Raw genomic sequence first — 23272 nt, forward strand, 5'->3', positions numbered from 1 at the left:
GGGGATGATCCCCTCAAAAAGGCCGATCTAGATCCCTGATGCTGCTCCAAAATCGGCCTGGATAGTGAAATCCCTTGTAACATGCCGCGGCAGTATAGGCTTTCATCACAATTTTTAGAGGCTCCCAGTAGAGGTGTTAGCATGAGTGCCATCTCTACTTGAGCGTTGTCGTTACTATACCCGGACAATGGACTTCTTCTGTGATTTTTATCACAAAATATCTGTGAGGTATTGCACCTTTATTTTGGGCACCGCCTGGAAATCTGCAACCTATGCCGATGATGGCGATTGGATCACGATCATGTGTCGTCGCTGCTGTACCAGATAGTCGAGTCGTCATTTCCGATCTCCTCTGCGCCGTATGTGCGTCCGGTTGGCGTCGAGGCGTAATGTAGCCGCCCGCGGATATCGGCTCCGTGCTTTTTCTCACAGGCGGCGTGTGAACTATTGCCGCACTGCCGCAATCCCGTGCCGGGTACGCCGACACCGGGCGGCGACTCGCGTGTGGATACGGAGCGCGAATTACTTCGCACCATGGGCGTGACGGAGTTCACAGCGAAAAGGCGAAAAGCGAGCGCATCGGGGGATCTGGCCGGGTAAGGAAGCTGGGGCGATCGACAGGACTTCTCACACGGCTACATTCAACCCATCGAGGGATACCCTATGAAACACGAAACACTCACCGGTAACGGCGCCAGGCTGTTGCTCATCGACATTGACCGGAGTCTCGTTGTCTGCGTTCCAATAGTCGATTCCGGACAATACGCCAACGACGACGCGCAGCGATGCGGCGGAACAGGCCGATGCCCTGGGAACATCCACGACGACCAAAGGCTGGTGCGCAAGGGTTATTTCACCCTGTCCATACGCTTCAATCGACCGGTCAAGCCCGTCCTGTCCGAATCCGTTTATGCCCGCGTGGCCTGCCATCAAGACTGAACGGCCCGAGAGTAGTAGTCAGTTATGTTAAATCGAAGTGATTCGTCACCCCGGCAGGGATTGCCGGGCTCCAGTATGCAGGACAGCGCACGTCCATGTGCTCTGGATTCCGGCAATCCACGCCGGAATGACGTGCTTGTTTGAATCATCTTGACTGACTAGTAGGTCACCATCAGCAACGCATCGCTTGGCCCTGCATCGGCTGGACCCGACCTGGGAAAAGACGCGGGAAAAGCGGATCGGTGCGTTGGGCTTGCAAGCGGGGCGGCGCTACTCGCCGGGATCGTTGCGATTGGAGCCGACCGCCGGACACCGAAGGACCTCCCTTGCCTCACCGCCTGCAACCGGATCGGTTAGCGCGACCGTTGATCGGGGTGATGACACTACGGGCTCAGCAACCCCTGCGACAATTGTCGCATTTGCGCGAAACACGGGTTCTGTTATCGTTTCAGGTCGATACCTCGCCGGTCCCCTGATCCAGTTGTCCTGACACGATCGAGACGGATCGACTCCACCATACGATTGACGATGCCGGTTCGAGGTTCGGTGCCGGTAGCACCTCGCCGTCCAGGCTGATGCGGTGGCCGACCAGACGCTCGCCATGCCTCTTGACTCGCGAATGAGAAGCATTATCATTTGGTGCCGATTCGACGGCAGGTTCCCGATCCGCCGGCCCTGACACTTTCAACACGGAACGCTTCGACCATGCCATTGACCCTGCTTGGATTGACAATATTTGTATTAGGCTCGGTGCTGGCGGTCTTCGGGGCGCCGGTCTCTGCGGCGGGTCCCCTGGATGCCGCCATCGACACCCGCGTCACCACCCAGAAGGAGGCAGCGGACTCCCAGGAACGTATCGATGCGGTGGCCGAAGAGACCCAGGCGATGCTCCTGGACTTCCAGCACGTGAGCACTCAGACCGACGAGCTGAAGGTCTTCGATGATCAACTGGAACGCCAGGTGGAGACCCAGCGCAAACAACTGGCCGACTTCGAGCGGCAGCTCGCGACGGTGCGCGAGACCCAGCGCGAGATCGTGCCCTCGCTGTTGCGCATGCTGGAGGCGCTGGAGGAGTTCGTGGCGCGCGATGCGCCCTTCCTCGTCGAGGAGCGGAAGGCGCGGCTCGCGAATCTCAAGGCCATGATGGACAACCCCGAGGCGGGGCTGCCCGAGCGCTTCCGCCGCATCATGGAGGCCTATCAGGTGGAAACCGACTACGGCCGCACCATCGAGGCCTACAGCGGGAAGCTCGCGCGGGACGGCAAGCCCCGCACCGTGGATTTCCTGCGCGCCGGGCGGGTGGCCCTGGTCTACGCCACCCTGGACGGCGGCGAGGCCGGCTACTGGGACCGGGGCACTCGAGAATGGAAGACCCTGCCACGCGAATACGGCGAGCCGGTGAAACAGGCGCTGCGGGTCGCCCGCAAGCAGTCCCCGCCGGACCTCATTCGTCTGCCGGTCGCGGTCGCCGTGGCGCCGGACTCCGCCGATGCCAAGCCGGCGTTACCGGCAGGGCCCGGGCCCGCGACCACCGCGCCGGCCGGCGCGGCGCCGACCGAGATAGCGCCCGATGGGCCCGAGGCCCGGGAGGTGGCCCCATGAACCGAACGGGCAGGAGCCCGGCTTTTATGAGGTACAGGATGACCCGTTTCTGGATCGGCCTCTTCCCACTGGTATGGACGCTCCAGGCGGCCGCCGCGCCCGCGAGCCTGGATGATCTCCTGCAGGACGTCCTGAAGCAGCGCGAGGTCCAGACAGAGGAGAACGCGGCCCGCGAGCGCCGCTTCCTGGAGGCCCGCGAGCAACAGAGGGACATGCTGGCGGCGGCCCGGGCGGCGCTCGCCAGGGAACAAGCCCGCAGCGATACCCTGCGCAATGAATACGAGCAGAACACGGCCAAGATCGCGCTGCAATCGGAGGCGCTCGGCCAGGCGACCGGCGACCTCGGCGAGCTGCACGGGGTGTCCCGCCAGATCGCGGGCGATCTGAAGGGCGTGGTGGCCGGCTCGCTCTACTCCGCCCAGGAGCCCAGGCGCGGCGAAGGGCTGCAAACGCTCGCCGATAGCAAGGAACTGCCTTCCATCCGGGCCCTGGAGTGGCTGTGGCACGTGGCCCTTTCCGAGATGGTGGAATCCAGCAAGGTGGTGCGTTTCGACGCCAAGATCGCGGCCACCGACGGCACCGAGCAGGACACAAAGGTCACGCGGATCGGGGCCTTCAATCTCATCTCGGGCGGGCATTACCTGCGCTACCTCGCGGACACCGACCAGATCGTGATGCCCACCGGCCAGCCTTCTGATCGTTACCTCGAGCTGGCCGAGGTGCTGGAGAAGAGCACCGAGGGGGTGCACATGATGGCGGTGGACCCGACCCGCGGGGCGCTCCTCGCCCTCCTCATGCAGCGCCCGGGTGTCGTCGAGCGCATCCAGCAGGCGGGCGCCATCGGTTATGTGATCCTGGCGCTCGGTGCGGCCGCGCTCGGGGTCGTCATCGAGCGGCTCGTGGTGCTCGGCCGGCTCAGACGCAGCATGCGACAGCAGAAGGCCGCGAACGTGCCCCAGGCCGACAACCCGCTGGGGCGCCTGCGGATCATCGAGCGCGACAACCCCGGCGACGATGCCGAGACCCTGGGGCTCAAGCTCGATCAGGGCGTCCTGCAGGAGGCCCCGCGCCTCAGGCGTCTCCTGCCGGCGCTCGCGGTGTGCGCCACGGCGGCCCCGCTGCTCGGGCTGCTCGGCACGGTGGCGGGCATGATCGAGACCTTCCAGGCCATGACCTTGTTCGGCGCCGGCGATCCCAAGCTGGTCGCGGGGGGGATCTCGCTCGCGCTCGTGGCCACTGAGCTCGGGCTCCTGGTGGCCATCCCGATCCTCTTGCTCCACAGTTGGCTCTACGGCACCAGCAACCGGCTCATGCACTCGCTCGACGAGGAGGTGGCGGCCCTCGTGGCGCGCCGCGAGGCCCATGCCGCCGCTGGCTGAGATCTGGGACCGGGCCCAGACGCTCCTGGAGCAGGGCGGCATCGTCATGCCCTATCTCCTCGCGCTCTCCGTCCTCCTGTGGGCGTTGATCCTGGAGCGTCTGTGGTTCTTCTGGCGCGTCCAGCCAGAGGCGCTGGCAACGGCCCGCGCGGCCTGGGAGGCTAGGACCGAGCGCCGCTCGCGCCCGGCGCGGCGCCTCCGCGAGCACCAGGTGGCGGCGCTCTATGCGGCCGGCCGTCGCGCCCTGCCGGCGATCCGAACCTTGATCACGGTGCTGCCGCTCCTCGGCCTGCTCGGGACGGTGTCGGGGATGATCCATACCTTCGAGGTCATCACGGCCTTCGGCGGCGCCAACCGGCGCGGCATCGCCGCCGGGATCTCCGAGGCCCTGGTCGCGACCTTGACGGGGCTCGTCACCGCCCTGTCCGGGCTCTATTTCAGCGTCCACCTAGAGGCCCGCGCCCGCCGCATCCCGGCACAGGCCGAGACCCTGTTGCGTGCCGATTGAACCGAGCTTGATTGAACCAGGGGATTGAACCAAAGGGGAGAACCTACCCATGCGCCGACGTTCCAGCGAGGCCGAGTACCAACCGGTGTACATCAACGTCATCCCGCTCATCGACGTGATGATGTTCCTGGTGCTGTTCTTCGTCGCCACCGCCTCCTTCGTCAAGGAGACCGGCATCGACGTCAACCGGCCGTCCGCGCAGACGGCCAGCCCTCAGAAGAAGGCCAACATCATGGTCACCGTGACCAAGACCGGGGAGGTGTGGGTGGACCGTCGCAAGGTGGACATCCGCGCCGTGCGGCCCAATGTGGAACGGCTCCTGGTCGAGAACCCCGACAGCACCGTGATCGTGGTCGCCGATGCCGAAACCCCCGCGCGGCTCATGGTCGAGGCCATCGATCAGGCGCGGCTGGCCGGGGCCCCCAATGTCGCCATCGCCGCCAGCGACACGCGTGGTGGCTGAGGGGAGTTACGCCGTGTCGGCCGTGCCACTCCCTCCGCTGCGCGCCGTATTCGCCGCATTGTCCCTGGGCGAGCTCGGACCGCGCCTGGGCCTGTGGGCGGGGCGCTTGCTGCTCGCCGTCGCGGTCAACGCGCTGCTGCTCTGGGGCGTCTACCGGCTGGTCGAGGGCGGACAACGCCAGATCCCGGAGGTCCTGGATTTCAACTTCGTGGACTTCGTGCGTTTGAAGGAACAACCCCCCCCCGAGCCCGAGCGCCCGCGGCCTCTGCCCGAGAAACAGCCGCTGCCCGATCGACCCCTCGATATGCCCAAGCTCGCCATGCCGCAGATGAAACAACCGCGGCTGCCCAAGCTCAGCGTCCCGACCGCCGCGATAGACGTGCCACTCGACCTGAGCGGTGGACCCTTTGTCGGAGAGATCGGTATCGCGAGCGGCGACTTCGGTTTCAACATCGACGACCTCGAGATCGAAGAAAACGTCGTGCCCCTGTACCGCACGCACCCGCTGTATCCACCGCGGGCGATGCGGGCGCGCCTCGATGGTAAGGTCCTGGTGGAGTTCATCATCACCCCCGAGGGTCTGGTCCATAGCGCCACCATCGTGCGCGCCGATCCACCCGACGTCTTCGACAACGCCACCCTCGCCGCGGTCAAAAAGTGGAAGTTCAAGCCCAAGATCGTGGGGGGACGCGCGGTGCCGCGGCGGGCGCGCCAGGAAGTCCGTTTCTCGCTACCCAAGGGGTGATCATGCCTGCGTTTTCCGTTCTAGCCCTGCTCATGGCCCTGTTCTCGGCCCCGAGCCCGGTCTCGGCCGTCGAGTCCGAGGGCGGCAAGAAAGCCACGGTCTCGGCAGCGGCCCACAAGGTCCTGACCGAGGCCCAGGCGCTCATCGGCAAACAGAAACCACGCGAGGCCATCGAGAAGCTCGATGCCCTCCTGCCGACCTTGGCCGGGGAGCCCTACGCCTTGGCGATCACGCACCAGGTCATGGCCTATGCGTACGGCGACCAGGACGACTACCGGCACGCCGTCGAGTCCTTCAAGAAGGCCCTGTCCTACCAGGCCCTCCCCGATGAGGCCACGCACGACCTCACCTACAACGTCGCCCAGCTCCTGGTACACCTCGAGGCCTATCAGGAAGCCCTCGGGTACCTGGAGGAGTGGCTGCGCCACGAGCGGGACCCCAAGCTCGATGCCGTGAAGCTCGCCGCCACCGCCCATTTCCAACTGCACCGCTACGAGGCGGCCGTGCCCTATCTGGAGAAGGTCCTCGCCCGCCAACGCCCCCCCGAGGAGGCCTGGTATCAGATGCTGCTCGCCTGTCACTTCGAGCGCGGCCAGTACCAGGCCGCGGTGGGGCTACTCGAGAACATGGTCAAGACCTGGCCCGAGCGGCGCGACTACTGGCTACAGTGGAGCGGCGCCTATCAGCGGCTCGATCAAAACCACCAGGCGCTCGCCGTCCTCGAGCTGGCCGAGCGCCGCGGGCTGCTGGGCGAGGCCGAGCGCCTGCAGCTCGTGCGGCTGTACGCCTATCTGGACATGCCCTACCAGGCGGCAGAGTTCCTGTCGGTCAAGATTGAGCAGGGTGCCATCAAAACCAACCTCGATGTCTGGGACCTCCTGGCGCATAGCTGGGCGCATGCCCAGGAGAAACAACGCGCCGTGCGTGCCCTGGAGAATGCAGGCCGCCTCGCCTCCGACGGCAATCGTTACTTGCACATCGCCCAACTCCTGTTCGAGCTGCGCGACTGGAACGGCGCGGTCCAGGCCGTGGACAACGCCTTGCAGAAGGGCGACATCAAGCAGGCCGGCACCGCCCACCTGCTGCTCGGGATCGCGAGCCATCACACCGGCGACGAGAAACGCTGTTTACACGCACTCGAACGGGCACAGCGTTACCAGGACACCAAGGCCCAGGCCGACTGGTGGATCGAAAAGCTCCGCGCCGAGAGCGTGGCGGCCACGGACGCCGCGCCGCAGGCGGGTATGTGAGGCCGCCGCCCGGCCCATGCGGACCCCACCCCGGACGTCCGACGAAATATTGCCGACACATTCTTATCTGAATGATGCGGACAGCTGTCAACGGTCAAGGCGGCGGCACTCCCACAACCGGCAGGCCATGGGCCTGCGCACCGAGGGCGAGTGCGCCATCATGCGTCGCCATGACGATAGCCAGCCCGGTCATCTCCTTCCACAGGAGAGCTGTCGCGAGATGGATCGCATCGAGGGTACCGAGCTCCGTGGGCATGGGCTGTGCCGCACGATCGAGGACGACCCCATCGATTCGACGAGTTCCAGCGAGGCGATGAGAGCTAGGATCGTCGCGCGCCGGCCTGCGACCTCCACATCTCCGAGCTTGGCGCGCAGCCGGAGGCGATCCAAGGTACGCCGACTCTCGGTTTGGACTAAAGCGCTTGAAACACCCTGGTCATGTGGCGCCACTCGGACAAGGCGTCCGGCTGCCGGAGGGCGACGCGGAGCAGCACGGACGCGTCCACGTAGGCAATCACCGATGGCCCTGGCGTTCTTCGAGAAGTAGCTGCACAACATCGACCGGCAGCTTCGCGGGTTTGGGCAGCGGGACACGATTGGGCGCCGGCGTGCCTGGGGCCGGCTTCCGGACCCGTAGCGACGATCGGTCACGGACAGGCACAATTTGGGCGACCGGCGTCTCACGGTCGAGGATCGCGATCGTCTCACCGCGTCGAACAACGCGAAGATATTCGCAGAGGCGTGCCTTCAGCTCGGCGATGCGGACTTGCTTCATAGTCATAGTTATGACTAGAATTGGTCACTTTGGCAACGACGCGCGGGCATGCTCCGCGTTGGCTGCCGCTTGAATGGTGCGGTTGCGACCGCCCAAGGGAGAAAGGGGCCAGTACCAGGAGTTGGGCGACAGGGCTCCTCGAGACCATGGTCAGGACCTGGCCCGAGCGGCGCCACTACTGGCTCCAGTGGAGCGGCGCCTATCAGCGGCTCGATCAGAACCACCAGGCGCTCGCCGTCCTGGAGCTGGCCGAGCGCCGCGCGCTTGCAGCTCATTCGGCTCTACGCCTATCTGGACATGCCCTACCAGGCGGCAGAGCGTTTATTCTTCCTATACGCGCTATACGCGCGCGAACTGAGCCAATTGCTTGCGGAAAGCCTACGCCGAGCGCCGTTATTAGTTAGCTAGTGTCCCCTGCGCGCCCTGCCCATAGTCGTGGCCTCTGGGTTCCGCTGTCGCTGTGCTTTTTGTATGCCCTGTGCTCGGGCACGGCCCGAACGGCATCACCCCCGACGGATCAGGGCGCGGTACCGACCGTCAGCCTGTTGACGTTTGGGCCTGGCGATCAGGCCTTCGCCAAGTTTGGCCACAACGCCCTGTTGGTCCATGACCCGTCTCGTCCTCCAGAAAGCCGTGATCTCGTCTTCAACTACGGGGCCTACAACTTCGATTCACCGCTGCTGGTGCTGGATTTTCTGAAGGGCGATCTGCGCTACTGGCTCAGTGTCAGCACCCTGTCTCGCACGGTGGCGGGCTACCGCGCGGCCAATCGTAGTGTGTTTGCCAAGCAATTAGCCCTCACGCCCGCCCAAGCCCGAGAGATCGTCGGGCTTCTGTACGAGAACGCCAAACCCGAAAATCGTTACTATCGCTACGATTACTACCGCGACAACTGTTCCACGCGGGTCCGCGACCTGCTCGACAAGACGCTCGGCGGCGCCCTCGAGCGCGCCTCACGAACCAGTACGCCCTACAGCTATCGCGATCATACACGCCGGCTCACGCGGGACTCTCCCCTGCTCTTCTTCGGTCTCGATCTCGCCATGGGTCCTTATATCGACCGCCCGATCACCGAGTGGGAGGCGATGTTCTTGCCCATGGAGGTCGACGGCAAATTGACGAAGCTCGAGATCGATCGCGCGGGACAGCGTGTGCCCCTGGTGAAGGATCAGGGCGTGCTCTTCAGCGCCACTCGCCCGGAGCTTCCCGACACGACGTCGGTGCCCATCTGGCCGTGGTTGCTCGGCGGCCTCGCGCTGGGGGCCGGGTTCTACACCCTGGGGCGAATGCGAAGCCGCTGGGGACAACTGGGGTTTGCCGCCAGCACGGGGCTGGTTGGTTTCATCGCGGGCGCTGCAGGGACGCTCCTGATCGCACTCTGGGCCTTCACCGATCACCGGGTGACCTACTGGAATCAGAACATCCTATTGTGCCCGGTGTCGGCCTTGGCTCTGCCGGTTTTCGCCTTGGATCTGGGGCGCACGCAACCCAAGTACTCGCGACTTTCGCTGCGCTGGTTCGGCGCCACGGGGCTCTGTGCGCTGCTTGCTTTGGCGATCCAGGTCGTATCGCCCTCGAGTCAGCACAACGGACCTGCGCTCGCTCTGCTCGCGCCGTGTTGGATCGGCGCCGCACTCGGCGCCTGGGAGCGTCTCGGTCGCCCTCTCACCGCCCAGCTCGCGGCAAGGCAGCGGGCGGACTCCGCGACGTCCTAGCGTCGCAGCCTCGGTCCAGAAGCCAAAACCGGTTTGGCGAAGTGTTGCTCGTATCGCATTTCGGCGTGCTTCGACTGCCTACAGGTCACGCTCTCGTCGACCTTGAAATTTTCCGAGTCCTTCACATACCTGAAGTTCTGCAACCTGACGCTCTTGAGGATCACTTCCGACCTCCACAGGTAGCCGTGCCCATTCCCAATTGAAGAACAAACTCATTCGCGAGCCACGTATCAGACCCCTGGATCAGTCCACCTTAAACACCTTCATCACCTCGTCCCCAAGGTGGTTGATGACCTTGACGGCGATACGGCGTGACTTCGGCTTGTCAAAGGGGCGCGAGGTGTCGCTGTGCAGCGTTTCCCACGCCTCCTCGTTAATTTCGGCCTTGAGGGTGATCTTGAGGGACTTGTAGGGGTCGTTGGCGCCCAGGAAGTAGGCGTGACGGACGAAGAAGCTTTCTTCGTTATAGTCGGTATCGATAAACCAGCAGGCGATGCCGTCGGGGCCGTCGCTGCGGACTTCGCCGGTGTTGGGGTGGAAGACATCCACACCGTTGATCTTGACCCGGATCTGGCCGTCATCGGCCGGCAAGATATCGATGTCCGGCTCGCCGAAGATGACAAACAGGTTGCCCTTGCCGGTGTTCTTCAGGTCGTCGGCCATGTGGAGGTCGGCGTTCATGCGGGCCTTGAGCACGGGGATGCGACCGAGCTTGTCGAACTCGGTCGAGCGGGCGTCGTAGTTGAACGCGCAGGCGACGAGCACGTTGAAGTCGGCGTCGCCGGCCTCCCTGGCGGCGGCGACGAGGTCCGGGCGCGAGACGGTGCCGAACTCGGGGCCGATGAAGACGGCGGCGCGCTTTTCCGTGCCGGTTTCTTCGTCGCCCTCGATATATCGCCCTTCGGCGCAAACCAGGTCTCCAGGCCAGGGCGTGATCGAGGAGAAGACGATCTTGTCGTCCTTGTGCGCCTGCTGCACGCCGGCGGTCTTGAGGTTCTCCAGGATCATGGTCGGGAAATCCTGCTTCTCGCGGTAGCCGGCCTTCGATTCTGCAAGGCTGTCGATTAGCTCGTCGTTCTCGTCCACCCCCAGCACGCGGTGCGGCGAAAGGCTCTCGACCGTGAACGGCCCGGCGACGCGGACCTTCTTATTGTCCTCGTAGGGCTTGTCGTAGAGGTATTCGTACTCAGCCTTGGCGGCGATGGAGGCGTCGATCTCTTTCTGCCGGGCGATGCGCTGTTGCCACCACTGGGCGTGCAGTTCCTTCGCCTCGGCCGGCCAACCATCCTCGGCGTCGCGGGGGATCTCCCATTCCTCCCAAGCCAGCAAGCCGTCATTCCCGCGCACGCGGGAAACCAATTTTGGGCTCTCTGGATGCCCGCCTTCGCGGGCATGACGTGATGTGGTGCGGCCCAGCGTGACATTTAACTGTTTACGCAGAGGTTCGAGCGTCTGCTGGAACTTCTCCCAGATGACGTCGATCTCGGCGTTGTGGGCGATGCTGCCTAGCGTAACGTGTTGCACGCGCTCATAGACGAAGCCTTGCTGAATGTCTTCGCGAGTCGGGACCTCGGACGGTTCGATCCGTCTGATCTCCGCGTCCTTGAGTTGGCCATTGCGGCTATCGGCAAGCAAGTAGTACAGGTAGCGGGCGCCCATTAGCCGGGCACGGGCCAGTGCAAGGGCGACGCGAGAGGTGTCGATCGTGATCCAGCGACGACCTCTTTGCTCAGCAACATAGGCAGTTGTGCCGGACCCGCAAGTGGGATCGAGGACCAAGTCACTAGGGTCAGTGGTCATCAGCACGCAACGGTCAACAACGAGCGGAAGCGTTTGGACAACGTAGACTCGCTTTTCGTTGTATCCGCTGATTTGCGTGTCATACCAGACGTTCACAATTGGGGTGACAGGGTAGTCGTTCAGAAAATTCACGAATCGTAGAGTCTTCCCTTGTGCCAGCAGGCGATCCGCCTGGTCAAGCCGCCGAATCCCGAGAGCGGTTGTCTTCCAGTGAGAGGACGCTGATGGTTTGTAAGCCGAACCCCGCCACTCGTATGGCCGATCCCCCTCAGACTTACCATCCGAGAACAGCGGATACGGTTGAAGCACTATGCGCTCGCCAGTGCCTCGGATACGAAGATCCTCAAACTCCCTCTTGCCGAGCTTGCGCCGGGCGAATCTCTCTTCCTCGATCCAGTCAAAGTTGGTCGCACCTTCTTCTCCGGGCAATTTAGGATAGTAGAGTGGGCGGTATTTCACTTGCGTTTTATTTTTCGCGTACCAGAGAATGACATCAAATACGGAAGCGACGATTGATGCCGACTGGCCGCCGGTCTTTTTGAAGTTGATCACTGCGCAGAAGTTATCTTCTCCGAAGACTTCGTCCATTAAAGCCCGGACACGATGCACATTCTCGTCGCCGATCTGCACAAAAATAGAACCTGACTCCGACAAGAGGTCGCGAGCAACCGTCAAGCGATCTCTCAGGTAAGTCAGATAGGAATGGACTCCCTCTCGCCATGTGTCGCGGAACGCCTTCACCTGCTCCGGCTCCCGAGTGATATGGTCGGCGTTGCCATCCTTCACATCTCGACTCGTCGTTGACCACTGGAAGTTCGAGTTGAACTTGATGCCGTAGGGCGGATCGATGTAAATGCACTGCACCTGGCCGCGAAGACCCTCTCGCTCCGCGAGCGATGCCATCACTTGCAGGCTGTCACCGAGGATCATGCGGTTGGACCAGTTGGCGTCGTGTTGGTAGAACTCGGTCGAGCGTGCCTCGTCGGGCAGGCCGTTGAAGTCGGCGAAGAGGTCGGGCTGGAAGCCGGGCTTGGTGGCGGCCTTCTCGGCCCTTGCGAGTTCGCTGCGGCGGAGCAGCTCGTCGATCAGTACCTTGGGGTGGACCTTTTCCTGGATGTAGAGCGGCGGGGCGGGGACGACGAGGTCGGACCAGTCCTGCTCATCCTTGCCGCGCCAGACGAGTTGCGGGTCGAGGTCGCGGTTGCGGCGCTCGTAGGCTACGCGAACCGGGCTCTGCTCCTCCTTCTGCATGACCGACTGGTATTCCGCAGTGGGGATATTCTTGCGGGTCGATTCTTCGTGGGTGAGGACTTCGACGGTCTTCTTCGGTTTCTGCTTGGCCATGGCGGTGTTGTCCCGGCGGTGTTACTGGAGGGTTCGTCTGAGCGTTTGCAAGGCGGTCAACAGCGCCGGGATATCATCCTGGATGATGGTCCAGATGGTGTCGTCGTCGATGCCGAGGTAGGCATGGATCAGCCGGTTGCGGGTGGCAATGATCAGGCGCCAGGCAATCTCCCGGTGGGCGGCGCGCACCTCGTCTGGGATGTGGGTAGCGGCCTCGCCGATCAGCTCCAAGTTGCGCAGGGCGGCGTCGTAAGTAAGTCCGTCGGCGACGAAACCGGCCTGGTCCAGTCCCGCGGTGTAGGTCTGAACCTTCTGTGCAAAGGCGATCATGTCGTCCAGGAAGAAGCGCCATTCGCGCCTGCCTTTGTCAGGATCAGACATGGATCGCCTCCCGCTCGATATAGGGACGCAGCTCCGGGCGCAGAGCCTTTTCCGTCACCAGATCCACCGGGCAGCACAGCAAATCTTCCAGATAGAACTGGACACCGAAATAACGCTTTGATGTCGCGGGGCCGTCAAAGGCAACCAGGATGTCCATGTCACTCTCGGGGCCTGCGGCATCGCGCACGGTGGAGCCGAAAAGGGCTAGGTCGGTGACGCCGAACCGTTTCGCCAGGGTCGCCTTGTGGGCTTTCAGCAACTTCAGTGCTTCATCGTTTTTCATGTCGCTTCGCGCTCGGATACAGGCGGCGCGTCCTTCATCGCCGGTTCGCGCGGCGCCTCGCGCGCGCGTAGCCGTATGTCGATCATTCTATTGAATTCGGCCGGCACCGTCTCTTCGAAGTCGGTTTGGATCGCGTAGACCTCGGCGAACTCGGCGAAGGCCCATCGGCCGTAGGCACCGAGGTGATTCACCCCCGGCACCCAGTAGCTGTCCATGGTCGCCTTCTTCTCCTTGGCATCCTCGCGGCGGTAGCCCTTGATCTCGACGACGAGGTGAAGCAGATCGTCATCACCGTGGCCGTCGTCCACCAGCACGATGAAGTCGGGCAGGTATTTACGGGATTCGGAACCGTACCGGTACGGGACTTCGAGGCCGAGGTTGTGGTTCTTGACGTAGGCCCGGACGCGCGGGTGCGCCTCGGCGACGCGGCAGAATTCCGCCTCCCAGTCGCTGTCGCAGACGACCCAGTTGATGTGGCAGCGGTGTACGTCCGTCTGCCAGCGGGTCTTCTTCGACGTGTTGAAGTTGACGTGGATGGTCGAACCGCTGGGGTTGTACGGGTCGAGCACGGCCTTGATCGGGCTCTCGCCCACGAGCTTGCTGACGATGCCGCGGGTGATCCGCTCGCAGGCCATGTCGGCAAGCTCCTGGTACATGAGCTGGGCCGGGTAGGTGCCGCCCTTGCAGATGAGGTGGCCGTCGAGCCACTGGCGCGTGATGCGCTTGAGCTGGCCGAAGAGGTGGAGCTTGGGCTCCTCGCCCGGGTCGCGCCATTTGGTGTAGAGCAGCCGCTGCGTGAGGTGGAAGAGGAGCGTCGAGCGACGCAGGTCGCCGGTGTGGATGAGGTTCAGGTCGACGGACTCGCCTATGATCCCCTGGTTCTGGGTGACCGAGGGGCCGACCAGGTCCGGGGTGAGCTCGAGCGTCGAGTCGTCGTTGAACTCGGCGGAGAGGCGCTCTTCCGGCAGCTCGACGCGGTAACCCTCGACACGCGGGAACCGGATCTCGCAGTCGTCGCGGTCCGGAGTGATCGCCTTGACCTGGATCGTCTCGCGCGGGGGCTGGGGCGGAGCGATGACGGGCTTGGCCGTGAAGTCGAACGGGATACCGAGGACGTCGGCGTACTCGACGTTGAAGAGCCCTTCTTCGTTGAGGTCGTAGGACTGACGGCGAAGCGCTCGGCCGATGACCTGCTCGCAGAGGAGCTGCGTGCCGAAGGCGCGAACGCCGAGGACGTGGGTCACGGTGTTGGCATCCCAGCCCTCCGTCAGCATCGAAACGGACACGACGCAGCGCGTGGATCCACCGAGACGGCCCTTTTTCCCGACGGTGTTCATCACCTCGCGGAGCAGGTCTTGATCGGAGATGTTCTCGGCCTGCCGGCGGTCGCCGGTGCGTTCGATGATCTCGCGGCGGAAGCGGTCGATCTCGTCGGATGCCATGCTACGGAAGTTCTCGTCGAGGGCTTCGCCGGACTCGAGTTGCTCGCTGTCGATGAGCAAGGTGCGGGGGCGGGCGAGCGGGTTGCCATACTCGTCGAAGTTACGGAAGAGCGGCAGCCGGCCGTTCTCCAGCGTGGTGGAGCCGTCGTCGTTCTCGCGGTGGAAGCCCGAGACGTAGTCGTAGACGAGCTTCGAGGTCGAGGTGTTGTTGCAGACGACGATGAAGCACGGCGGGACGTCGATGCCCGCGTTCTCCCACAGCTCGAAGGTCTTGTCGTAGTGGCCATAGAGGGCTTCGAGCGCGGTCTGAAGCTCGACGGGCATGCTGAGCGGGTCGAGCTGGGCGACCTTGCCGCGGCCCTTCCTGGGCATCTTCTTGCCGATGTGCTCCCAGAGATTGCGGAACTTGGGCATGTCGCCGCCGGGGATGTTGTCGGCAACCGGGACGCGGGGGAGCTTCACGATGCCGCACTCGATGGCGTCCATCAGCGAGAAATCGCTCATCGTCCACGGGAAGAGCGTGCCCTCTGCGTAGCCGGAACCGCGGAGGAAGAAGGGCGTGGCGGACAGATCGACCACACGCTGGACGCCGAGCTTTCGCTTAACCGCTTCGAGCCCGGAGATCCACAGCCGGGCGGCCTCCCGGTTCTTCTCGGCCTCCTTCCTGTCGTCCCCCTTGAGATCGCCCTCGTCGTCCTCACCGGGCTTCTCCCGATAGCAGTGGTGCGCCTCGTCGTTGAGCACCAGGATATCCCTCAGGCCCATGAGGTCGGGCATGATCCGCTGGAGCCTCTGGCCGTCGGTTTCGAGCGTCTGGAGCTGCGCGCCTCGACCCTGCAGGAGAGAGCGTCCACCCTTCGAGAGATCCATGGTCTCCCGCGGCTTGAATGCGTGGAAGTTGGTGATAACGATCTTTGCCCGATCCAGATCGCCGAGCACGTCGCCCGGCACCAGCTCGCGGCTCTGATAGTAGCTGTCGGGGTCGTTCGGCTGGAGCACCCGAAGCCGATCGCGGATGGTCAGCCCCGGCGTGACCACCAGGAACCCGCGCGTAAACTTCTTGCTGTTCGGTCGCCTGACCGCGTTGATCGTCTGCCAGGCGATGAGCATCGCCATCACCGTGGTCTTGCCGGCGCCTGTCGCGAGCTTGAGGGCCAACCTCGACAGTCCCGGATTGGATAGCTCGTTCGCGACCTCGAGATGATCGAGGAATCTACGGCCTTCTTTGCCGAGCTTCGGAGCGACTTCGGTCAGCCAGATGGCCGTCTCGACGGCTTCCACCTGGCAGAAGAACGGCCGGATGCTGCTGAATTTGTGGTAGCGCCAGTGCTGGAGCAGCCGGGCCGTCTCGGGCGTAACGTGCCACTGGCTCGGGTGCGGCAGCTCGCGCCAGAGGTCGATGCGCCTGCGCAGCTCGTTGATGATCGATGTCGGGTCATAGTGCTGACTTTCGGTCGACAGCCCCTTTCCCTCGTCGAAGACAAATTGGCGCTGCTCTTGCCGGCGCTTCTTCGGCTTGGGGATCGGGGTGATGAACTCGGCGCGCCGTCGCCGATCGATGATCCGGTTGGTGGGCTGACCGCTCTCGTCGAGCTCCCAGTATCGAGCCGGGTACTCATAGGGAGAGTTCAGGATCGGCTGCTCGAAGAATCGATCGCTCATGCTCGCCCGAGGCTCGTTCCGGATCTCGCTGGCGGTTTGCGTCGGTGCGCCAAACGATAGCGGTGAGCGGTCCGGCAACCCAACATCCCTTTGATGGTCATGGGGCGGACGCAGGGATCAGTTTGAGCGCGGTCTCCACTCTCGCGATAGACAGGAAGTCGCGGTCGTTGTGGAGCAGCGGCAAGTCGAGAAGGACGCAGCTCGCCGCAATCAGGCAATCGTTGGTGTGTCTCGGCGTGAATGCGGCCCATCGGCAGCGCGCATAGAGTGCGCCGCCGCCCTCGCCACCTTCAAACCATCGAGAGATACGTCCACGCGCAGCCGGGAAAGCTCACGGTCAAGCGCATGATAGTGCCCTGGCGAGCGTGCGCCCTCGAGGATTTCCTGGATGATGACGGGGAGCGCGTACACCGGGTGGCGCCGGCGTCCAGCTCGGCCTGTAACAGATTGGCGGGAGGGCTCTCATCGCCGCGCAGCCAGTCGATCCACACCGGGGTATCCGCGATCACGATTCGTGCGCTCGCTCCGGTTTCGCGCTAGACCTATCGGACGGCGATACGGCCGGATAGATGCGCTCCCAGCCGAGGAATTTCGCGGCGCCACCGGCGCCTGGGTCGTAGTCCTCGGCGATGCAGCCCGTGCCGCGAAGCGCGAGAAGCCCGGAGTAGTCGTAGGGCTTCACGAACTCCGCGAGGGCCGCGTGTACCGCTTCACGGGTGGTGCGGACGTGGGCCTTGGCCTTGGCCTTCTCGACAAGCTCGCGATCGATGACGACGTTGGTGCGGACCTGGCCCTCGATGACCCTCTTGCGCGCGGTCTTGCGCGCTTTGAGCGCCGGCCGTGCGGTAACGGACTTGCGTTTCAACATGTTCGACCCTCTTTACACATCAATGTGTATCAGCATAGCACTGGGGCGTCCTCGGGCGCGAGGGTGACCCGGCGATAAAGGCGTCGAAACCCTTAGTTAGTGCTGGCCATGGCTTTTTGCCGCTCCCGCTCGAGCAAGTCGCACTCGGCGACGTCCAGCATCTCCTGCATGGTGAGGAACAGCGGCTCGGGATTGGCCCAGAGCGCCTCTGGCAACAACGCGCACAAACCCTCGCGATCGAGTCCGCGCGGCGAGTTCGTGACATCGGAGGAGGACAGTCCGCTCTCCCCGAGATGCAGCAGGGGAGGCCAGGGTGGCGCGAATTCGCTCACGCCTGTATCCGCGCCATGAGCGCGTCCAGGGCCCGGTCCGGCAGGGCGCGTTTCAGGAAGGCAAAGGCGTAGGTCAGCGTGCTGACGAAGTAACGCGGGCTCGGATTGTCCTGCTCCAGGGCCCTGATCACCTTGGCGAGCACCGCCTCGGCGGGCAGCGTGAACCAGCCCGCCGACCCGTGGTTCTTGAGCCAGCGTTCGATGCCGCCGCGGTTGGCGGTATCGGGGTTCTCGCAGAGCACGGTGCGCTCGAAGGTCCGGTAGGCGTTCTCCCGGAAACGGCTCGTGATCGGACCAGGCTCGATCAGGACCACCCGGATCCCGGTCCCGCGGAGCTCCTGGCGCAGGGTGTCGCTCAGGGCCTCGAGGGCGAACTTGCTGGCGTTGTAGGCCCCGCGGTACTTGAGGGCCACGAGCCCGAGCAGCGAGCTGTTCTGGATGATGCGCCCCCGGCCCTCTGCCCGCATCACCGGCAGGATGAGGCGCGTCAGCTCGTGGGCGCCGAAGACATTGACCTCGAACTGGGCACGCAGGGCGTCGCGGGTGATGTCCTCGAGCGCGCCCAACTGCCCGAACCCACCGTTGTTGAAGAGGCCGTAGACCCGTCCACCGGTGTGTGCCAGCGTGGTCTCGACGGCGGCCCGGATGGAGGCCGAGTTGGCGAGGTCGAGTTGCACGGCGGTGAACCCCTCGGCCGACAGGCGTTGCACGTCTTCCTGCTTGCGGGCACTGGCGATCACGCCGTAGCCGCGCGCGCGCAGGCCCTGCGCGGCCGTGTAACCGATCCCGCTCGATGCCCCGGTGACCAGGACGCTTCTGTCCGGTGTGCTTGCCATACGACCTCTCCGCTCTTTACCATGGCCCGAGGACCCAGCCGCGGGCTGTCGCGGACACGGGCGTGTATCCGCGCATGACCGCAAACGTCGCTCATGATAAACCGTGCCCTCCCCGTGTCGGCCGGCCAGCCCGCGGCACCGGGGCGGATACGGGGGACCGCCCCTACCGGTGTCCTGCCCACGTGGGCAAGCTAGCGCACGGCACCGGGGTGTCTCTGGGGTGGGCGGGACTCTGCGCGCTCCTCGGCCTTTGGAGCCTCACCGTGGTGGCGCAGCCCGCATCGGGACCCGATCCGCGCTATGCCCTGTGTCCCCCCGACACCGCGATCCCGCCCCGCCCCTTTTATGACAGCCGCAAGAGGGCGCCGGGCTTCGTCGCCGGTACCGTTCAAGGCAAGGCCGACGAGGTGCGGGTGCCGGAGGTCGGGCGCTCGGTGCTCGTCGGTGGTGTGGAGCTGGTGCGCGACCGGCAGGCGGTCGCCGCCGATCTCCTGACCTATCGCCGCGATCGCGGCATCGCCGAGGCCGAGGGCCATATCCGCTATTGGGACCCGACTATCTTCTGGAGCGGCCGCCATGCCCTCGTCGAGTTCGATAGCGATCGGGCGCGGCTGGTAGGGGGTGCCTACCGGCTCCCCGGCCGCCGGGCCCATGGGGAGGCGCGTACCGTGACCCACAATAGCCGCAAGGACGAGACCCGGCTCACCGAGGTCGATTACACGACTTGCGAGGCCGAGGTGCCCGAGTGGCGGCTGGAGGCGCGGCGCATGAAGATCAACCACGACGAGCACTGGGGCGAGGCCTACCACGTATTTCTGAACGTGTTGGACGTGCCGATCTTCTACACCCCCTATATCACCTTCCCGATCAGCGACCGGCGCAAGAGCGGCTTCCTGCCGCCGACCATCGGCAGCTCCGACGACACCGGTTTCGACTTCACGCTCCCCTATTACTGGAACATCGCCCCGGAGATGGACGCCACCTTGGCGCCGCGCCTCCTGAGCGATCGCGGGGTGTTGCTCGGGGGCCAGTATCGCTATCTCATGCGGAGGGGCGACGGCCAACTCGATGCCGAGTACCTGCCCGTCGACAGCGAGCGCGACGACGATGCCCGCTGGCTCATCGGTTACGCACATGAGCAGAGATTCGCCGGCCACCGCGGCCACCTGTTCCTCGACTTCACCCGCGTCTCCGATGAACAGTACTTCGACGACTTCGGGACTAGCCTCGCCCTGACCAGCAGGCGTTATCTGGAGCAACGCGCGGACGCGCGCTACTCCGGCGATCTGTGGAACGTCCTGGCGCGTTTCCAGGGCTACCAGACCGTGGATGACACGATACCCGAGATCAACCAGCCCTATGATCGTCTGCCGCAGGTGTACTTCAATGCCTATACCCCCCGGCGCGAAGGCGGGCTCAATCTCGATTTATTGACCCAGAGCAGTTATTTCAGCCGTGGCGCGGGGCCCGTCGGCGGACGCATCGACTTGAGACCCGTGGTCAGCGTCCCGTTCCATACGGCGGGTACCTTCCTGGTACCCAGGCTCGGCGTCGAGTATACGCAGTATTTGCTCGACCAACCCGCCACCGGGACCACGGCTACCACGGCGGACGAGACGCCCAACCGCCTCCTCCCGATCCTGAGCGTCGACAGCGGCCTCCTCTACGAGCGCGACCTGGGCTTCGGCGGGCGAACGCTCTTGCAGACGCTGGAGCCCCGGTTTTTTTATCTCTATATCCCCGAGGTTGACCAGGACGATCTGCCGATCTTCGACACCGGCCAGTACACCGTATCGTTCGGACAGTTGTTCAGGGAGAATCGCTTCAGCGGCCCGGACCGGGTGGGGGATGCCAATCAGATCTCGCTCGGTGTGACCTCACGCTTCATCGACCGCGATTCCGGTTTCGAGCACCTGCGGTTGAGCATCGGCCAGAGTTACTATTTCGCCGATCGGGAGGTGGCGCTCCCGCGCCGCCCGCCAGCCCCGCCCCCCCCCATCGATGACGATCCCGTTTCGGATGTGGCGGGCGAGCTCGTCGCGCGCTTCACGAACGGACTGAGTGCACGCGCCGACGTCATCTTCGATCGCAACGACACGAGCTTCGATCTGGGCCTCCTGGGCCTGCGGTATCTCCCCGATTCGAGGACCATCGTCAATGCCGAGTACCGTATCCGCCGCGACATCGTGGGTATCGATGAAACCGGCGCTGAGCAGACGGACATCGGGATCGAGCAGACGGACGTGTCGCTGCGGCTCCCGGTGACACCGGCCTTGAGCGTCGTCGGGCGCTGGAACTATTCGCTCGACGGCAACGAGACGCTCGAGGCCGCGGTGGGTCTGGAGTACGAGAGTTGCTGCTACGCGGTGCGCACGGTGGCGCGCCGGTTTCTACACCAGGACTCCTCGACAAGGGCGGAAGACGATACCACGCTGGATAACCAGATCTTCGTGCAACTGGAGCTCAAGGGCCTGGCCGGATTCGGGCGCTCCACCACGAGCTTCTTGAAGCGTAGCATCCCCGGCTACGAGAATGACTTGACATCCGGGATGTGAGACATGCGATCGCGTGAAAAGACCTGCCGCGCGCGGCTGACGGGCGTTTCTTGGCGCTGCGCATGAGTGCTTCCGATCGCTTCCGAACGCTTTCGCGCGCGCTCGGGCGAGTGCTCCTCGCGTTGCTCGTGCTGGCACCGGCTGTGGTCGCGGGGGGAGAACCGCTCGATGCCATCATCGCGGTCGTCAACGACGACGTGGTGATGGCGAGCGAGCTCAAGCGCATGGTGCGGCGGGTCGAGCGGGAGATCGAGCAGCGCGGCGGCGAGCTGCCGTCCGATCGGGTGCTGAATCGCCAGGTCCTGGAGCGCCTGGTGCTCACCAAGATCCAGATCCAGACGGCGCGGCAGACCGGCGTCCAGGTGGATGACGAGAGCCTGAATCGCGCCATGAGCAACATCGCCGCCGAGAACGGCATGACCCTCGCCCAGTTCCGCCAGGCGGTCGAGTCGGAGGGCTACGGCTTCGTCCAGTTCCGGGAGGATATCCGGAGCGAGATCATGGTCTCGCGCCTGCGCCAGCGCCAGGTGGACAACCTCATCCATGTCTCGGACCGCGAGATCGACAACTACCTCGCGACCCAGGCCCGGCAGGAGAAGATCGACCATGAATACCACCTGGCGCAGGTCCTCGTCGCGGTGCCCGAGGACGCGGACGCCGACGGACGCAAGGCGGCGCGCGACAAGGCCTTGGCGGCCCTCAAGCGGCTGCGCCAGGGCGAAGATTTCGAGCAGGTCGCGATCGCCGTCTCCGATGACCAGGAGGCCCTGGAGGGCGGCGACCTCGGATGGCGCAAGGCCGGCGAGATCCCGGCGATCTACGCCGAAGTCGCGACCTCGCTGCGTGAGGGCGGCGTGAGCGATCTCATCGAGAGCCCGAACGGCTATCACATCGTGAAACTGATCGCGGTGCGCGGTGGCGATACCGGGCTCGTCACAGAGACCCACGCCCGCCATATCCTGGTCAAGCCCGACGATCTGGTGAGCGCCGAGACGGCCCGCGCCCGGCTCGATCGGCTCCGAGATCGGGTGCTGGCGGGCGAGGACTTCGCCGGGCTCGCGCGCCTCAACTCCGCCGACAAGCAGAGCGCCGCCAAGGGCGGCGATCTCGGCTGGATGAGTCCCGGAAACCTGGTCCCCAAGTTCGAGGACGCCATGACGGCGCTCGAGCCGGGCGGGGTGAGCGAGCCCTTCGAGACCGAGTTCGGCTGGCACATCGTGCAGGTCCTGGAGCGGCGCCGGCGCGACAACACCGTGGAGGCCATGCGCGCCCAGGCGCGCGAGGCGATCCGCCGCCGCAAGGGGGAGGAGGAACGCCAGGCCTGGTTGCGGCGGCTGCGGGACGAGGCCTATGTCGAATACCGCCTGGAGGAGTGATGCAACATCGATCGCGGTGACCGCCGGGGAACCGGCCGGGATCGGTCCGGACCTAGTGGTCAGGCTCGCCCAGGAGCGGCTTGCGAGCGGGATCGTGGCCGTGGCCGATCCCGATCTGCTCCTGGAACGCGCGGCCCTGCTCGGGCTCCCGCTGCGAGTCATCCCCTTCGAGGCACGGGCCGCGGATCCGCTTCCAGGCCGCCGGGCGCCCGGCGAGCTTCGCGTCCTCCCCGTGCCCTTGCGCGTACCGGCCGTCTGTGGCCACCTGAACGCCGTCAATTCCGCCTATGTCGTCGAGACCTTGGAGCGCGCCGGCCGCGGGTGTCTCGAGGGGACATTCGCCGCGCTGGTGACGGCGCCGGTCCACAAGGGGGTCATCAACGATGCCGGCATCCCCTTCAGCGGACATACCGAGTACCTGGCGGCGCTGACCGGCAGCAGAGAGCCGGTCATGATGCTGTGCGCACCCGGGCTGCGGGTGGCGCTCTGCACGACGCATGTGCCGCTCCGCGAGGTCAGTGCGCTCATCACGGAGGCGCGTGTCACAAGCGTCCTGCGGGTCCTCGTGCGCGACCTTTGCGAGCGCTTCGGGGTGCAGGCGCCGCGCATCATCGTGTGCGGCCTGAACCCCCACGCCGGGGAAGGCGGCCACCTCGGCCACGAGGATGCCGAGCACATCGCCCCGGCCATCGCGGCGCTGCGTGCCCTGGGCCACGCCATCGAGGGCCCGGTCCCGGCGGACACGGCCTTCATCGCGAGCCGGCTCAAGGGTGTCGATGCCGTGCTCGCCATGTACCACGACCAGGGGCTGCCGGTCCTCAAGCACCATGGCTTCGGGGAGGCGGTCAACGTGACCTTGGGCCTGCCCATCCTGCGCACCTCGGTGGATCATGGCACGGCCCTGGACAAGGCCGGGACCGCTGACGTGGATCCGGGCAGCATGCTGGCCGCAATCCACACCGCCCTGGATCTGGCCCGACGCGCCCCAATGGTAAATAAAAGTTTGTGAGGCCGCCC

General features: G+C 64.7%; 21 protein-coding genes. 11 read left to right on the forward strand and 10 right to left on the reverse strand.

All coding sequences use genetic code 11. The features are described 5' to 3' along the window. The first annotated feature begins 663 nt into the window (after positions 1 to 663). The 7 genes from M3461_09615 (at position 664) to M3461_09645 (ending at position 6886) form a co-directional block, all read left to right on the forward strand. Complete coding sequence (locus tag M3461_09615; protein ID MDQ3774596.1) at positions 664 to 939, forward strand: hypothetical protein; 276 nt, start codon at positions 664 to 666, stop codon at positions 937 to 939. A gap of 705 nt (positions 940 to 1644) precedes the next feature. Next, positions 1645 to 2541 carry a DUF3450 domain-containing protein gene (locus tag M3461_09620; GenBank protein ID MDQ3774597.1) on the forward strand — a complete coding sequence of 299 codons (897 nt, stop codon included), beginning with the start codon at positions 1645 to 1647 and terminating at the stop codon, positions 2539 to 2541. A gap of 38 nt (positions 2542 to 2579) precedes the next feature. Beyond that, positions 2580 to 3920: a MotA/TolQ/ExbB proton channel family protein gene (locus M3461_09625; GenBank protein ID MDQ3774598.1), complete on the forward strand. Its 1341-nt coding sequence runs from the start codon at positions 2580 to 2582 to the stop codon at positions 3918 to 3920. Beyond that, complete coding sequence (locus M3461_09630) at positions 3904 to 4428, forward strand: MotA/TolQ/ExbB proton channel family protein (protein MDQ3774599.1); 525 nt, start codon at positions 3904 to 3906, stop codon at positions 4426 to 4428. Before M3461_09625 ends, M3461_09630 begins: the two co-directional genes overlap by 17 nt. A gap of 49 nt (positions 4429 to 4477) precedes the next feature. Further along, positions 4478 to 4891 (forward strand): biopolymer transporter ExbD, encoded by a 414-nt coding sequence (locus tag M3461_09635; protein MDQ3774600.1) that lies wholly within the window; start codon positions 4478 to 4480, stop codon positions 4889 to 4891. A 13-nt stretch (positions 4892 to 4904) separates the two neighbouring features. Then, positions 4905 to 5636, forward strand: a complete 732-nt coding sequence (locus M3461_09640; protein ID MDQ3774601.1) for an energy transducer TonB — start codon at positions 4905 to 4907, stop codon at positions 5634 to 5636. A gap of 2 nt (positions 5637 to 5638) precedes the next feature. Continuing rightward, positions 5639 to 6886, forward strand: a complete 1248-nt coding sequence (locus tag M3461_09645; GenBank protein ID MDQ3774602.1) for a tetratricopeptide repeat protein — start codon at positions 5639 to 5641, stop codon at positions 6884 to 6886. 94 nt (positions 6887 to 6980) lie between these two features. Here M3461_09645 and M3461_09650 read toward each other — a convergent pair whose 3' ends face one another. Beyond that, complete coding sequence (locus M3461_09650; GenBank protein ID MDQ3774603.1) at positions 6981 to 7142, reverse strand: hypothetical protein; 162 nt, start codon at positions 7140 to 7142, stop codon at positions 6981 to 6983. 258 nt (positions 7143 to 7400) lie between these two features. Continuing rightward, positions 7401 to 7661 (reverse strand): type II toxin-antitoxin system prevent-host-death family antitoxin, encoded by a 261-nt coding sequence (locus tag M3461_09655; protein ID MDQ3774604.1) that lies wholly within the window; start codon positions 7659 to 7661, stop codon positions 7401 to 7403. 545 nt (positions 7662 to 8206) lie between these two features. Between M3461_09655 and M3461_09660 the strand changes: the two genes are divergently transcribed. Continuing rightward, positions 8207 to 9376, forward strand: coding sequence for a DUF4105 domain-containing protein (locus M3461_09660; GenBank protein MDQ3774605.1), 1170 nt, complete (start codon positions 8207 to 8209; stop codon positions 9374 to 9376). Positions 9377 to 9619: 243 nt separating this feature from the next. On the opposite strand, the gene M3461_09665 is transcribed toward M3461_09660, so the two are convergent. The 8 genes from M3461_09665 to M3461_09700 all read right to left on the reverse strand — a co-directional run bounded on the left by M3461_09665 (position 9620) and on the right by M3461_09700 (position 18324). Further along, positions 9620 to 12520 (reverse strand): site-specific DNA-methyltransferase, encoded by a 2901-nt coding sequence (locus M3461_09665; protein MDQ3774606.1) that lies wholly within the window; start codon positions 12518 to 12520, stop codon positions 9620 to 9622. Between the two features lie 21 nt (positions 12521 to 12541). After that, positions 12542 to 12901, reverse strand: a complete 360-nt coding sequence (locus tag M3461_09670) for a DUF86 domain-containing protein (protein MDQ3774607.1) — start codon at positions 12899 to 12901, stop codon at positions 12542 to 12544. Beyond that, entirely contained in the window at positions 12894 to 13184 is a 291-nt protein-coding gene (locus M3461_09675; GenBank protein ID MDQ3774608.1) for a nucleotidyltransferase family protein, read from the reverse strand. The genes M3461_09670 and M3461_09675 overlap by 8 nt, the downstream gene beginning before the upstream one ends. Next, positions 13181 to 16288 carry a DEAD/DEAH box helicase family protein gene (locus M3461_09680; GenBank protein ID MDQ3774609.1) on the reverse strand — a complete coding sequence of 1036 codons (3108 nt, stop codon included), beginning with the start codon at positions 16286 to 16288 and terminating at the stop codon, positions 13181 to 13183. The genes M3461_09675 and M3461_09680 overlap by 4 nt, the downstream gene beginning before the upstream one ends. A gap of 290 nt (positions 16289 to 16578) precedes the next feature. Beyond that, on the reverse strand, positions 16579 to 16797 hold the full coding sequence (locus tag M3461_09685; protein ID MDQ3774610.1) for a hypothetical protein: 219 nt from the start codon (positions 16795 to 16797) through the stop codon (positions 16579 to 16581). Then, on the reverse strand, positions 16794 to 17156 hold the full coding sequence (locus tag M3461_09690) for a type II toxin-antitoxin system VapB family antitoxin (protein MDQ3774611.1): 363 nt from the start codon (positions 17154 to 17156) through the stop codon (positions 16794 to 16796). The genes M3461_09685 and M3461_09690 overlap by 4 nt, the downstream gene beginning before the upstream one ends. 92 nt (positions 17157 to 17248) lie before the next feature. Beyond that, positions 17249 to 17488: a hypothetical protein gene (locus M3461_09695; GenBank protein MDQ3774612.1), complete on the reverse strand. Its 240-nt coding sequence runs from the start codon at positions 17486 to 17488 to the stop codon at positions 17249 to 17251. Then, entirely contained in the window at positions 17485 to 18324 is an 840-nt protein-coding gene (locus tag M3461_09700; GenBank protein ID MDQ3774613.1) for an SDR family NAD(P)-dependent oxidoreductase, read from the reverse strand. The genes M3461_09695 and M3461_09700 overlap by 4 nt, the downstream gene beginning before the upstream one ends. A 182-nt stretch (positions 18325 to 18506) precedes the next feature. Between M3461_09700 and lptD the strand changes: the two genes are divergently transcribed. The 3 genes from lptD (at position 18507) to pdxA (ending at position 23264) form a co-directional block, all read left to right on the forward strand. After that, on the forward strand, positions 18507 to 20879 hold the full coding sequence (gene lptD, locus M3461_09705) for an LPS assembly protein LptD (GenBank protein ID MDQ3774614.1): 2373 nt from the start codon (positions 18507 to 18509) through the stop codon (positions 20877 to 20879). Between the two features lie 62 nt (positions 20880 to 20941). After that, on the forward strand, positions 20942 to 22255 hold the full coding sequence (locus tag M3461_09710; GenBank protein MDQ3774615.1) for a peptidylprolyl isomerase: 1314 nt from the start codon (positions 20942 to 20944) through the stop codon (positions 22253 to 22255). Continuing rightward, positions 22230 to 23264 (forward strand): 4-hydroxythreonine-4-phosphate dehydrogenase PdxA, encoded by a 1035-nt coding sequence (gene pdxA / locus M3461_09715; GenBank protein ID MDQ3774616.1) that lies wholly within the window; start codon positions 22230 to 22232, stop codon positions 23262 to 23264. Before M3461_09710 ends, pdxA begins: the two co-directional genes overlap by 26 nt. Positions 23265 to 23272 lie beyond the last annotated feature (8 nt).

The sequence above is a fragment of the Pseudomonadota bacterium genome (assembly GCA_030860485.1).
GTDB lineage: Bacteria > Pseudomonadota > Gammaproteobacteria > JACCXJ01 > JACCXJ01 > JACCXJ01.